A 13637-nucleotide genomic window follows, 5' to 3' on the forward strand; every position below is an offset into this window, starting at 1 on the left:
GGAGAAACAGAAAGAAAAGAGGAAAAGCGTATGCTCCCGATTCTTTCAGCGGGGATTGCGCCAGGTCTTGCGCTTCTCTGTTATTTTTATTTGAGGGACCGTTATGAAACAGAGCCGGTAGCCACGGTAGCTAAGGCGTTTTTATATGGCGTCGTTATTACGTTCCCGGTCATGTTTTTGCAATATGTGCTTGAAGAAGAACAGCTTTTGTCCGGTGGGTTTTTGCAAGCGTTTTTATCTGCAGCCATGCCGGAAGAGTTTATGAAATGGTTTATTTTATATTATTTGATTTATAGTCATACTCATTTTGATGAACCATATGACGGCATCGTATATGCGACGAGTGTGTCTCTTGGTTTTGCTACAGCGGAAAATGTGCTTTATTTAGCAGTACACGGTGTAGAACATGCATTTTTGAGAGCGCTTTTGCCAGTATCAAGCCATGCATTATTCGGTGTTATTATGGGCTATTATTTTGGTCAGGCGAAATTTGGAAAGATTCATTTGGAAAAGAACATGCTCTTTTTGGCCTTTCTGCTTTCCTTTTTACTGCACGGATCATTTGACTATATTTTATTTATTGAAACGACATGGATGTATTATATCATTCCATTCATGCTGTTTTTATGGTGGTTTGCGCTGCGAAAAGTAAAAAAAGCACATCTATTAACGGAAATATACCATCGGACGAAAGCGTAAAGACGCGGCGAAAAGAGACTCTCTCTTACCGCGTCTTTTTTGTGCATAAAACAGTGAATCTCGTGTCACACTACTAGCATATTGAAGCATATTGAAACAGGAAGGTGACACATATGAAAAAGTGGAAAAAAGCCGCTGTAGTTTGTATGACATTGATTCTTCTTTTGACAGCTCATCATGTAGGCGCGTTTTCCAATCAGATCATTCAGCGTGGAGCAGAAGGAGACGATGTCATTGAATTGCAGGCACGGCTTCAGTATACGGGCTATTATCGTGATTCAATAGATGGTGTATTCGGCTGGTCGACCTATTGGGCGCTGCGAAATTTCCAAGAATCATTCGGCTTGCCGGTTGATGGCCTAGCCGGGACCGCAACGAAAAAAAAGCTGGAGAAGGCATCGAAATATGATGAAGCACACGTGAAAAGCCAACTCCGTAAAGGCCGGTCGTTTTCCTACTACGGTGGCGCTGACACGACATCGCAGTCCGTCAATTCACCGCCCGGTTTTTCGCAAAATGATATTCAGTTGATGGCAAATGCCGTATACGGAGAATCACGCGGGGAGCCGTATGAAGGGCAGGTAGCTGTTGCAGCTGTTATTTTAAATCGAATAGGTAGTGAAAGCTTTCCAAACACAGCGTCGGGGGTCATTTTTGAGCCGGGTGCGTTCACGGCTGTAGCAGACGGTCAAATTTGGCTGAAACCAAATGAAACGGCTAAAAAAGCTGTACTCGATGCGATAAATGGATGGGACCCGACTGGTGAAGCGCTCTATTATTTTAACCCGGATACGGCAACGAGCGCATGGATCTGGTCAAGGCCGCAAATAAAAAAAATCGGTCAACATATTTTCTGTGAATAGGAGTGAAAACGATGCGTTCATTTACAATAGCTGCTCTTACTTTGTTGCTTGCTGTCACGGCTATATGGGGTTTTTCACAGTACCGGCAAAAAGAAGCCATGTACATTGAAGCGGAAAATGGCTATCAGCAGGCGTTTCATGAACTCGTCTATCAAGTCGATGTTATTCATGACCGGACTGGCGAAGCGCTGGCTATGAATTCAAAAGGGAATTTAACACCGGCGTTGACGGACGTATGGAGGCTTACCTCTGAAGCGCATAATGCGATTAGCCGGCTGCCGCTCGGATTTATGCCATTTTCTAAAACAGAAGAGTTTCTTGGTTCAAGTGGAGATTTTACGTATAAAACAGCTATTCGCGATTTGGATAATGAACCTTTAACCGATAAAGAGTATAACCAGTTAGAAACGTTGTACAGCCAGGCAGCCGATATTCAAAAAGAATTGCGGACCGTACAAATGTCTGTACTTGATAAAAATTTGCGTTGGACCGACATTGCACATGCAACAGCGAAAGGCGATGAACCAACTGATAATACCGTTATAGATGGATTCAATACGATTGAGAACAAAGCATCCGAATTTTCAGAAGCAGATGTCTCTCAAGCAGCTCAGGTGAAGAAATCCATTTCAGACGATGAGTTAAAGCGGCTGAAAGGGGATAAAGTGACGAAAGAAGAAGCGGCATCGATTGCAAAAGACTATTTTGACATTGATGCGGAAGTGACAACTGTGGAGAAAAATTTGAAAGGGGCAGCCATTCCGTTTTATAATGTGGCCGTTATCGGAAAAAATGGAGAAGAAGCCAGTATGGATGTGACGGAAAAAGGCGGCTATCCACTTACTTTCAACGTGAATAAAACGAGCGGAAAAGGCAAAATCAGCCTTCATGATGCATCTAAAAAAGCCGCCACCTTTTTAGAAAAACATGGATTTGACAACATGGTTATGACAAATAGTGCCCAATATGACCATACGGCCGTATTTACATTTACGACGAAGCAAGGTGATGTATTGATTTATCCAGAGTCAGTGACGATCAAAACGGCACTTGACAATGGCGTTGTCTCTGGATTAGAGGCACAAAACTATTGGAAAAATAAGCGTGAAAGAGATATTGGATCGCCTACACTAACGTCGGATGAAGCGAAAAAAGAACTTCATCCAAAGCTGACTGTCATGGAAACGCAAAAGGCGATCGTAACAAATGAAGTGGGAGAAGATGTACTATGCTATGAATTTTTAGCTGAAAACGGGACGGCTTCTTATCGCATTTTTATTAATGCAAAAGATGGAAAAGAAGAGCGGATTGAGAAACTTGCCGAAGCGGAAGCAGGGTATTAATTAAATAACGTCCATTGCATTCCAAAGTCGTTTCTATTATAATTTTTTCCGGGTAGATGCTTTAGGTCAAAAGGCATACTTATTTGGGAAAAGTGAGTGGTGATGGAAATGCTTGAAGCTGGCTTGACAATGACTCTTGAACCGTATGAAAGTGCAAACGATAAAGAAGAATATCGATGCAGAGTCGTAGATATTGAAGGTGGGAAAATCTTCATTGATTATCCGGTAAATATAGAAACAAATCGGACGGTCTTTTTGCTTGATGGGATGCAGTTGGCTGCCAGTTTCATTGACCCGGCGTCTTCTTCCGCTTTATATATGTTCCATACGGAAGTAATCGGCAGAGTCGAAAAGAAAATTCCAATGCTCATGTTGCATGACCCAAGCCCGAGTGATTATCTTCGCGTACAAAGAAGAAAATTCGTTCGTGTTCAAACGGTGATCGATGTCGCTGTACAGTTTGAAGGCTATCCCTCTTTTAAAGCGGTAACAGAAGATATGAGCGCAGGGGGAGCAGCAGTTGTATTGCCACATTCAACTATGGTAGAGGAAGGGGAAACGGCACGTTTATATGCTGTGATTCCATCGAATAATAAAGAAAATCATTATCTTGAACTGAGTGCTTCTCTCGTACGGATTCAATCGGATGAAAAGAGCGGGCGCAGCATTGCGTCCTTTCAATTTCAAAATATTAGTCATATGGAACAACAGGTATTAATGCGTTTTTGTTTTGAGCGACAGCTTCAATTGCGAAAAAAAGGTTTAGAATAAGAGCCCTGAAGCGGGTTCTTTTTTTGTATCCATACATAACTATGTTAAAATAAAAAAGAACTTTTTGCATAGAGGTGACAAAAATGGAGAGAAAGATTCAAATTGCGATTGACGGGCCGGCCGCTGCTGGAAAAAGTACAACGGCAAAACTTGTGGCGTCGCGGCTTTCTTATATTTACATCGATACAGGTGCGATGTATCGATCAATTACGTATAAAGCGTTACAAAACGGCATAAATTTGGAGGACGGAGAAGCGCTTGGTGAGCTCCTTGCTGGAACGGAAATCACATTGAAACAAGGAGTAAACGGTCAAAATGTGTTTCTCGATGGTGTGGATGTAACCGATTCAATCCGAACAGATGCTGTGACAAATAACGTGTCCAACGTGGCTCGTCACAGTGAAGTCCGCCGTGATATGACGATCCGTCAGCAGCAGCTGGCTGCAAAAGGCGGTGTCGTTATGGATGGCCGAGATATTGGGACGAGTGTTCTTCCCGGCGCAGAATTAAAAATATTTTTATTAGCCGGCGTGGAGGAGCGGGCAAAAAGACGTCATGCAGAAAATCTTAAAAAAGGATTTTCGTCAGATTTGGAGAATTTAAAAAGAGAGATTGCTGAGCGCGATCGCATGGATACGGAACGAGTAGAGTCACCGCTTAAAAAAGCGGATGATGCGATTGAAATCGATACGACATTCATGACAATAGAGCAAGTAGTGGAAGCGATCATGGCGAATGTGATTGAGAGGATCGGATGACGGTGGTAACACTTTATACAGTAGCAAAAACAGTGGTTAAACTAGCATTAACGCCTGTCTACCGTATTCAAGTCTTAGGAATGGAGCATTTTCCAAAAGAAGGCGGGGTTCTTTTGTGCGCCAACCATATCGACAATCTTGATCCACCTGTTGTTGGTATAACATCGAAACGTCCTGTTCGGTTTATGGCGAAGGAAGAGCTGTTTAAGACAAAATGGACAGGCAAACTGATGCGCGGATTAAATGCTTTTCCCGTTAAACGTGGAATGAGCGATCGTGAAGCGCTGCGAAGCGGTTTGAAAATGTTAAAAGAGGGGCAAGTGCTCGGTCTGTTTCCAGAAGGCACCCGTTCCAAAAATGGGCAGCTCGGAAAAGGGCTTTCCGGTGCAGGTTTTTTTGCATTGCGCACAGATGCAGCGGTTGTGCCATGTGCGGTCATCGGTCCTTATAAAATAGGTCGCAAGCTAAAAGTTGTATACGGTCCGCCCATTGATATGAGTGAACTCCGCGCGAAAAAAGCCTCCGCTGAAGAAGCGACAGAAACCATTATGAATGCAATCGGCCGCTTGATTCAGGAACATTCTGTGTGAGCTTTCAACTTGACAAATCCGCTCGTTTGTAAGAAGTTAGAAGAGAGAATTTTTTAAAAAATTGCAGCAGTTTTGTATTGAGGAGGATTACATATGACAGAGGATATGAACCAGGTAGAAGTGAACAACTACTCCGTTGGTGATAAAGTGAGCGCCACGGTCGTGAAAGTCGAAGAAAAGCAAGTCCAGGTGCAAATCGCGGACAGCAAGAAAGACGGCATTATTCCGATCAGTGAACTGTCAAGCCTTCACGTAGAAAAAGCATCGGACGTCGTCAAAGAAGGCGACGAGCTAGAGCTGCTTGTTACAAAAGAAGAAGATGATCTTTACGTTTTATCAAAACGGAAAGCAGACGCGGAAACAGCATGGGAAGATATGCAGCGTCGTTTTGAAGATGGTGAGATTTTTGAAGCGGAAATTAGAGAAGTCGTCAAAGGCGGCCTCGTTGTCGATCTTGGCATTCGTGGATTTATTCCTGCTTCACTTGTTGAAGATCACTTCGTTGAAGATTTTGAAGATTATAAAGGTAGAGTGATCAAGCTTAAAATTGTCGAACTTGAACAGGATAAAAACCGGTTGATCTTATCACATCGTGCTGTTCTCGATATCGAAAAAGCAGAAAATAAACAAAAAGTGCTTGAAGACATTCAAGCAGGCGATGTGCTTGAAGGGAAAGTACAACGTTTAACAGACTTTGGCGCATTTGTTGATATTGGCGGCGTTGATGGACTTGTCCACATCTCGCAACTATCTCATGAGCATGTTGAAAAACCATCTGATGTGTTAGTAGAAGGTCAGGATGTAAAAGTGAAAGTGCTTTCGATTGACCGTGACAGCGAGCGTATTTCATTGTCAATTAAAGAAACACTACCTGGACCGTGGGAAAATATTGCGGGCCGTGCACCGATCGGATCAGAGCTTGAAGGGACAGTGAAACGTCTCGTCTCGTATGGTGCTTTTGTAGAAGTATTCCCGGGTGTGGAAGGACTTGTGCATATTTCACAAATCTCTAACCGTCATATCGGTACACCACATGAAGTGCTTGAAGAAGGGCAGAATGTAAAAGTAAAAGTGCTGGATGCCAATGAAGAGGAGCATCGTCTTTCTCTTAGCATGAAGTCGTTTGAAGAACATGAACCGGAAGAATCATATGATTCATATGAAATGCCAGAAGAAAGTTCTGGATTCCAAATTGGCGATATTCTTGGTGATCAATTAAAAGACTTAAAATAAGATGGTGATGAATAATTGAGCAGAGCGGAGCGAAAGATTGATCATATACACTATGCGCTTTCAACGGGACAAAGCCGTGGTACCGGACTGGATGATATTCAGTTCGTTCACCGCAGCATCCCAGGCTCCTCTGTCAACGACATATCGCTTTCAACCGAAATTGGCGGACTTCAATGGAGTTCGCCAATTTTTGTGAACGCGATGACAGGCGGAGGCGGAACAACAACAGCTGACATTAACCGGCAGCTAGCAGAAACGGCTGCAACATGCGGAATTCCGATGGCGGTAGGATCGCAAATGTCAGCGCTGCGTCATCCACAAGAACGAGATACATTTACGGTAGTAAGGAAAGTGAACAAGAAGGGACTTATATTCGCGAATATTGGATCAGAAGCAACACCGGAAGAAGCGCTGGCGGTGTGTGACATGATTGAAGCAGATGCTCTGCAAATTCATTTAAACGTGATTCAAGAATTGGCCATGCCAGAAGGAGATCGCAATTTTCGTGGAATGGCTGAGCGTATCGAATTGATTTCGAAGCGTGTGCCCGTTCCAGTGATTGTGAAAGAGACAGGGTTTGGCATAGGACGTGAAACGGCTGTGCTGTTAAATGAACTTCCTGTGGCAGCGATTGATACAGGCGGTTTTGGCGGGACCAATTTTGCAATGATCGAAAATCAACGATCTGAAAAACCAATGTCGTTTTTTAATAACTGGGGTCTTCCTACGGCAGCGTCTATAGTAGAAACGGTAATAGGAGCACCGGGGAAAAGAACCATCGCATCGGGAGGCCTTCAAACAGCTGAAGATGCAGTGAAATCACTAGCGCTCGGTGCATCAGCAGCAGGTATGTCTGGCTTTCTATTAAACATTTTAATAAATGATGGTATAGATGCATTAATTGAATATGTGGAACAATTGAAGAACGATATGCGGATGATGATGTGTGCACTCGGTGCAAAAACGATTGCAGACCTTCATCATGTGCCGCTCGTTATTCACGGTGAAACACATCATTGGCTGAGGACTCGTAAATGTGAGCCTGATCGATTTGCGGTGAGAATTCCACCGTCATTTGATTCATGAAAGAAATATTGGTAAAATAAGATGATGACTGAACCCCTTCTCACGGCAGAAGGGTTTTCTTTTGAACAAAATAAATAAAACGGGAATAAATGAATGAACCATTGAAGGGAAAGATGCAATAATGAAACGGACCGTAGCCATCGTCGGCAGACCAAACGTCGGGAAATCGACGATCTTTAACCGCATTGCTGGCGAGCGCATTTCGATTGTCGAAGATGTGCCTGGTGTAACGCGTGATCGAATTTACAGCTCTGGAGAGTGGCTGACACATGAATTCAATTTAATTGATACAGGCGGAATCGACTTGAGCGACGAACCATTCCTTGAGCAAATTCGGCAGCAGGCGGAAATCGCCATTGATGAAGCAGATGTTATTATCTTTATTGTCAATGGACGTGAAGGTGTCACATCAGCGGATGAAGAAGTGGCAAAAATTTTATACCGATCGAAAAAACCAATCGTACTTGGCGTCAATAAAATTGATAATCCGGATATGCGCAGCGATATATATGATTTTTATTCGCTCGGTTTTGGTGAAGTTTATCCGATTTCCGGTTCACACGGAATTGGTCTAGGTGATCTTCTTGATGAAGTAGTTTCACATTTTCCTACTGGAGAAGATAAGCCGTACGATGATGACACAATTAAGTTTTCATTGATCGGTCGTCCAAATGTGGGTAAGTCATCACTTGTGAATGCGCTTCTCGGTGAAGAGAGGGTCATCGTCAGTGATATTGCCGGCACAACGCGCGATGCGGTTGACTCGCCTTATACGTATAACGGGCAGAAGTATGTATTGATTGATACAGCGGGTATACGTAAACGTGGAAAAGTATATGAAACGACAGAAAAATATAGTGTATTACGCGCGATGCGTGCAATTGAACGCTCTGACGTTGTCCTCGTCGTCTTAAATGCGGAAGAAGGCATCCGTGAGCAGGATAAACATATTGCCGGTTACGCACATGAAGCGGGACGAGCAGTAGTCATTGTTGTGAATAAATGGGATGCAGTTGAAAAAGATGAAAAAACGATGAGTGAATTCGAAGAAAATATTCGCAGTCATTTTCAGTTTTTGGATTATGCACCGATCGTGTATTTATCCGCGAAAACGAAAAAACGTATTCATACGCTCATGCCATTTATTGACCGAGCAAGTGAAAGCCATTCAATGCGTGTTCAATCAAGCGTGTTAAATGATGTCATTGCGGATGCAGTCGCGATGAACCCTGCGCCGGCGGATAAAGGGAAACGTCTTCGCGTGTACTATGCAACACAGGTCGCAGTCAAGCCGCCGACATTTGTTGTTTTTGTCAATGAGCCGGAACTGATGCATTTTTCGTATATTCGCTTCTTAGAAAATCGTATTCGTGATGCCTTTGTGTTTGAGGGGACGCCCATTCATATTATCGCACGTGCGAGAAAATAATCAGAAAGGCAGGGGTTCATGTGACTGAGAAAATTGCCGTACTTGGAGCAGGCAGCTGGGGAACGGCGCTTGCGCTCGTTCTTGCAGACAATAGGCATGACGTCTTTTTATGGACGGAAAATGAAGAGCGAGTGAATGAGATAAACATGACTCATATGAACAGCCGCTATTTGCCGAATATTAAGCTGCCTGAAAACATTACGAGCACAACATCTTTAGAAGAGGCGCTTGTAGATGTTGGCGTTGTGGTGCTCGCTGTGCCGACAAAGGCAATTAGAGAAGTGGCTGCCGAAGTCGTAAAGGCAGCTACAACGCCTGTCACGATCGTTCACGTATCAAAAGGAATTGAACCAGATTCACTTTTGCGTATATCTGAAATGATTGAACAAGAAATACCCGCAAATGTGCTTCGCGATGTGGTTGTGCTGTCCGGTCCTTCTCATGCAGAAGAAGTAAGCTTGCGTCATCCGACGACCGTGACGGTTTCCTCAAAGTCGTCCGAAGCTGCGGGGAAAATACAAGATTTGTTTATGAATCAGCATTTTCGTGTCTATACAAATCCAGATATTATTGGTGTTGAAATCGGTGGTGCGCTGAAAAATATTATCGCGCTTGCTGCTGGTATTTCAGATGGTATCGGTTATGGCGATAATGCAAAAGCGGCCTTGATTACACGAGGCCTCGCTGAAATTGCCCGGCTTGGGACGAAAATGGGAGCCAATCCGCTCACATTTTCGGGCCTTGCCGGCATCGGCGACTTAATTGTAACATGTACGAGTGTACATTCACGTAACTGGCGCGCCGGCAATATGCTTGGAAAAGGCCAGAATCTTGCTGAAGTACTGGAAAATATGGGCATGGTCGTTGAAGGAGTACGCACGACGAAAGCCGCTCACCAGCTGTCTGCAAAGTATGACGTGCAAATGCCAATTACAAATGCGTTGTATAATATTTTATTTAAACAGCAGGACCCGAAAAAAGCCGTTGATGAATTAATGGCCCGTGTGAAAAAACATGAGCTGGAAGATTTAATTAACGTGCTCGGGGCGAAACAGGACGAGTTACTATAAACGAAAGGACGAATCGGAATGTCAGCATCAATGCTCAAAATGTGGATATCATTTGCCGGAATGGGGCTGATGATCGTCGCCATTTTCTCGATATATGTAAGCCGCTATAAAATAAACAACAGAGCTATAAAAGGTGTGACTGCACTTTTTGCTTATTTGTGCATGGTCATTGGCGGTCTTATTGTGGCTTATGTGGTATTAAGCGGTCCGACTGGTCTGTAAAGGAGTATCGTGCGATGAAGAAAAAAAATCAAACAGTTGTTTTTGTGATGATGACCGCGGTATTATTCTTAAGTGGCTGTTTATATCCCGATGAAAACCGCAGTCAAAATCAAGTGCCATACGAAGATCAATTGGAGGCTGTGCAGGAAGCAGTTGATCAATTCCAATTGGAACAAGATGGGATTTTGCCGATTAAAACAAAAGAAGACGACCCGGATATATATGAAAAATACCCGATTGACTTCAGCAAAATTTCACCGCAATATATGGAAGAACCGCCAGGAAATGCGTTTGAAAGCGGTGGTATTTACCAGTATGTTCTTGTGGATGTAGAAACCGATCCAACCGTTAAATTAATTGACTTACGCATTGCCGAGCAAATTCAAAGTATTAATATTCGATTAATTGCACATAAGTATCCGCCATTTAAAGAGACACTTGCTGATAACGTGTATTCGATTGATTTTAAGGAACTTGGTTATAAAGAAGAACCACATGTGACTAGTCCATATTCACAGAAGCAATTGCCGCTTGTTATGAGTGGTGATGGAACGTTGTATATTGATTATGCGGCCGATTTATATGCCGTACTGCAGGAAACGAAGGAAAAGCTAGAGCCAGGTGAAGATATCCGTTCATTACTCGTGAAATCATCACCGTTCGTACCCGCGTACTCTGTCCCGTACACAGTGGACGATCAGGGAGAGCCTATTTTTATGAACGGCAGGAAGTCTGACTAACTCAGTCAGGCTTCTTTTTTTCATAAAGACAGGCACACGTTCATACAATGTATTGTTGACGGCGGACGGGCCGTTAAGTACGGAAGGGGGCTCCTCATGGAAAAGGCAGAGCTGATGAAAGATATAGCAGAGCGAACGGAAGGAGATATTTACTTAGGCGTGGTTGGTGCTGTTCGGACGGGAAAATCAACATTCATTAAGCGTTTTATGGAACTGCTCGTCTTACCGAATATGGACAGTGAATCAGAGCGGCGTAGAGCACAGGACGAGCTGCCGCAAAGCGCATCCGGTAAAACGATCATGACGACTGAACCGAAATTTGTTCCAAGCCGTGCGGCTGCAGTGCAGGCAGGCGGTGTACAAGTAAACATCCGGCTCGTTGACTGTGTTGGCTATGTTATTCCGGAAGCGATAGGGTATGAAGATGAACATGGCCCGCGCATGATTCAAACGCCGTGGTTCGATGAGCCAGTCCCTTTTCATGAAGCGGCTGATATCGGAACGCGCAAAGTGATTGAAGAGCATTCGACAATCGGTGTTGTGGTCACAACAGATGGATCGTTTGGCGAAATAAGACGGAGCGTATATGTAGAAGCGGAAGAAAAAGCGATTGAAGGGCTCAAAGAAGTTGGTAAACCGTTTATTGTCATTATTAATACGGCAAGACCCGATCATGTAGAAACGGCACAGTTACAACAAGAATTAAGTGAGAAATACGATATTCCGGTACTGGCAATGTCTGTGGAAGCGATGACAGAGTCGAATGTGCTGCACGTGCTGCAAGAAGCGCTGTTTGAGTTCCCGGTCCATGAAGTGAACGTACACTTGCCTTCCTGGATTATGGCACTTGACGAATCACACTGGCTGCGTGACCGTTATAATGATATGGTCAAAGAAACAGTGAAAGATATTAAGCGACTTCGCGATGTCAATCGTGTCGTCGATCAATTTGGCGGCGGCGAGTATATCCAATCAGCCGTTTTAACTGGGATGGACATGGGCCAGGGGGTTGCAGAAATTAATTTGAACGCACCGGACGGTTTGTATGAAACAATCGTCAATGAAATTATTGGCGAACCGCTGCGCGGCAAAGAACACTTGCTGGAAATTATGCAGCATTACGCCCGTATTAAAGAAGAATACGGACAGGTGGAAGAAGCCGTGAATATGGTGAGACAGACGGGATATGGTGTTGCGGTGCCGTCGCTTGCGGATATGCGCCTTGAAGAACCTGAAATTATTCGTCATGGTTCAAGATATGGTGTCAGAATAAGAGCGGTCGCACCGTCCATTCATATGATTAAAGTCGATGTAGACTCAGAATTCTCTCCTATTATAGGGACAGAAAAACAAAGTGAAGAACTTGTACAGCACGTCATGAAAAACTATGATGAAGATCCATTGTCCGTTTGGGAAAGCGATATTTTCGGGCGCAATTTAAGCTCGATTGTCCGTGAGGGTATCCAATCAAAAGTATCTCTTATGCCAGACAATGCACGCTATAAATTAAAAGATACACTTGAGAAAATCATTAATGAAGGATCGGGCGGCATGATTGCTATTTTACTATGAAAACGGTCAGGCTCTCGATCTCGAGAGTCTTTTTTGTATGAAAACGGTGAAATTGAACGTTTGAGGGGGATTCTACTTGATATGACCGAACACATGTGATAATCTTTTAACAGAATTACGGTAAAACATTGATACAACAATGTTTATCGGGTCCTATCCAGGAGGAGGTGAATGGCATGAATAAAACTGATTTAATCAATGAAGTGGCAGAAACAGCAGAACTTTCAAAGAAAGACGCTACGAAAGCGGTGGATGCTCTTTTCGATGCCATCCAGAACACATTGGCAAAAGGCGACAAAGTACAATTGATTGGTTTCGGAAATTTCGAAGTACGCGAACGTTCTGCACGTAAAGGACGCAATCCACAAACAGGTGAAGAAATCGAAATCGCTGCAAGTAAAGTACCTGCATTCAAACCGGGTAAAGCTTTAAAAGATGCAGTTAAATAAGTACATAGCCAATTGAGGCTGTAGATGGGACTGCTCTATTAAGGGCGGTCCCGTTTTTTATGAACAACTTCTCTTTGCCGGACAATGAATTGGTATGCTAATATGTATAACAGTACATAAATAAACGCATTGAGCATATACAGGAGTGATTAGAATGGATAGAGTAGATCATGCCAAAATTCAAGAGGCTGTGCGCCTCATTTTAGAAGCAGTGGGAGAAAATCCGGACCGTGAAGGCCTACAGGATACACCAAAAAGGGTAGCGAAAATGTATGAAGAAGCTTTTTCTGGTCTTCATACGGATCCAAAAGAATATTTTGAAACGGTCTTTGAAGAGCAGTATGAAGAGCTTGTGCTTGTAAAGGATATTCCGTTCTATTCGATGTGTGAGCATCACCTCGTCCCATTTTTTGGCCATGCCCATGTCGCCTACCTGCCAAAAGGCGGAAAGGTAACGGGTCTTAGCAAACTAGCTCGTGCTGTTGAAACGGTGGCACGGCGCCCGCAGCTGCAAGAACGGATTACAAATGAAGTTGCAAATGCCATTATGGAAATGCTGGAGCCGCATGGTGCGATGGTGATTGTAGAAGCAGAGCATATGTGTATGGCGATGCGTGGCGTGAAGAAGCCGGGTGCGAAGACAGTGACGACAGCAGCACGAGGCCGCTATGAAAATGATTCACAGCTTCGGACAGAACTCCTTGCGCTCATTCGATCGTCATAATGAGCGACTTATGGTATACTGTACTTGTTTTTAATTGAACGGGAAATAAAAAAACAATGATTTGATTTGAGATTGAGGGGTTTTAGAG

At 43.7% G+C, this 13637-nt stretch carries 15 protein-coding genes; all 15 read left to right on the top strand.

Annotation, left to right across the window (positions count from 1 at the left end; translation table 11 throughout):
• Positions 1–30: 30 nt before the first annotated feature.
• The 15 genes from prsW to folE all read left to right on the top strand — a co-directional run bounded on the left by prsW (position 31) and on the right by folE (position 13549).
• Entirely contained in the window at positions 31–699 is a 669-nt protein-coding gene (gene prsW, locus AWH49_RS18375; protein WP_018393808.1) for a glutamic-type intramembrane protease PrsW, read from the top strand.
• A gap of 146 nt (positions 700–845) precedes the next feature.
• Entirely contained in the window at positions 846–1562 is a 717-nt protein-coding gene (gene sleB, locus AWH49_RS18380; protein ID WP_063966920.1) for a spore cortex-lytic enzyme, read from the top strand.
• Positions 1563–1573: 11 nt separating this feature from the next.
• A complete protein-coding gene (ypeB, locus tag AWH49_RS18385; protein ID WP_063966880.1) occupies positions 1574–2905 on the top strand; it encodes a germination protein YpeB in 1332 nt (443 codons plus the stop codon).
• 102 nt (positions 2906–3007) lie between these two features.
• Complete coding sequence (locus tag AWH49_RS18390; protein ID WP_082862948.1) at positions 3008–3676, top strand: flagellar brake protein; 669 nt, start codon at positions 3008–3010, stop codon at positions 3674–3676.
• An 83-nt stretch (positions 3677–3759) separates the two neighbouring features.
• Positions 3760–4434: a (d)CMP kinase gene (gene cmk / locus AWH49_RS18395; protein WP_018393804.1), complete on the top strand. Its 675-nt coding sequence runs from the start codon at positions 3760–3762 to the stop codon at positions 4432–4434.
• Positions 4431–5024 carry a lysophospholipid acyltransferase family protein gene (locus AWH49_RS18400; RefSeq protein ID WP_034285975.1) on the top strand — a complete coding sequence of 198 codons (594 nt, stop codon included), beginning with the start codon at positions 4431–4433 and terminating at the stop codon, positions 5022–5024. Before cmk ends, AWH49_RS18400 begins: the two co-directional genes overlap by 4 nt.
• 93 nt (positions 5025–5117) lie before the next feature.
• Positions 5118–6257: a 30S ribosomal protein S1 gene (gene rpsA, locus AWH49_RS18405; protein WP_063966881.1), complete on the top strand. Its 1140-nt coding sequence runs from the start codon at positions 5118–5120 to the stop codon at positions 6255–6257.
• Between the two features lie 15 nt (positions 6258–6272).
• Complete coding sequence (gene fni / locus AWH49_RS18410) at positions 6273–7343, top strand: type 2 isopentenyl-diphosphate Delta-isomerase (protein ID WP_063966882.1); 1071 nt, start codon at positions 6273–6275, stop codon at positions 7341–7343.
• A 118-nt stretch (positions 7344–7461) separates the two neighbouring features.
• The gene (der, locus tag AWH49_RS18415) at positions 7462–8772 is read left to right on the top strand and encodes a ribosome biogenesis GTPase Der (protein WP_026221682.1); all 1311 of its coding nucleotides are present in this window, start codon (positions 7462–7464) and stop codon (positions 8770–8772) included.
• Between the two features lie 20 nt (positions 8773–8792).
• Positions 8793–9842, top strand: a complete 1050-nt coding sequence (locus AWH49_RS18420) for an NAD(P)H-dependent glycerol-3-phosphate dehydrogenase (RefSeq protein WP_063966883.1) — start codon at positions 8793–8795, stop codon at positions 9840–9842.
• 18 nt (positions 9843–9860) lie between these two features.
• The gene (locus AWH49_RS18425) at positions 9861–10064 is read left to right on the top strand and encodes a DUF2768 domain-containing protein (RefSeq protein ID WP_018393798.1); all 204 of its coding nucleotides are present in this window, start codon (positions 9861–9863) and stop codon (positions 10062–10064) included.
• A 14-nt stretch (positions 10065–10078) separates the two neighbouring features.
• Entirely contained in the window at positions 10079–10804 is a 726-nt protein-coding gene (locus AWH49_RS18430; RefSeq protein ID WP_063966884.1) for a hypothetical protein, read from the top strand.
• 96 nt (positions 10805–10900) lie between these two features.
• Positions 10901–12376, top strand: a complete 1476-nt coding sequence (gene spoIVA, locus AWH49_RS18435; RefSeq protein WP_018393796.1) for a stage IV sporulation protein A — start codon at positions 10901–10903, stop codon at positions 12374–12376.
• A 176-nt stretch (positions 12377–12552) separates the two neighbouring features.
• Positions 12553–12825 carry an HU family DNA-binding protein gene (locus AWH49_RS18440; RefSeq protein WP_018393795.1) on the top strand — a complete coding sequence of 91 codons (273 nt, stop codon included), beginning with the start codon at positions 12553–12555 and terminating at the stop codon, positions 12823–12825.
• 154 nt (positions 12826–12979) lie between these two features.
• Entirely contained in the window at positions 12980–13549 is a 570-nt protein-coding gene (gene folE / locus AWH49_RS18445) for a GTP cyclohydrolase I FolE (protein ID WP_018393794.1), read from the top strand.
• The last annotated feature ends 88 nt before the right edge of the window (positions 13550–13637 follow it).

Source organism: Domibacillus aminovorans (assembly GCF_001643235.1).
Classification (GTDB): domain Bacteria; phylum Bacillota; class Bacilli; order Bacillales; family Domibacillaceae; genus Domibacillus; species Domibacillus aminovorans.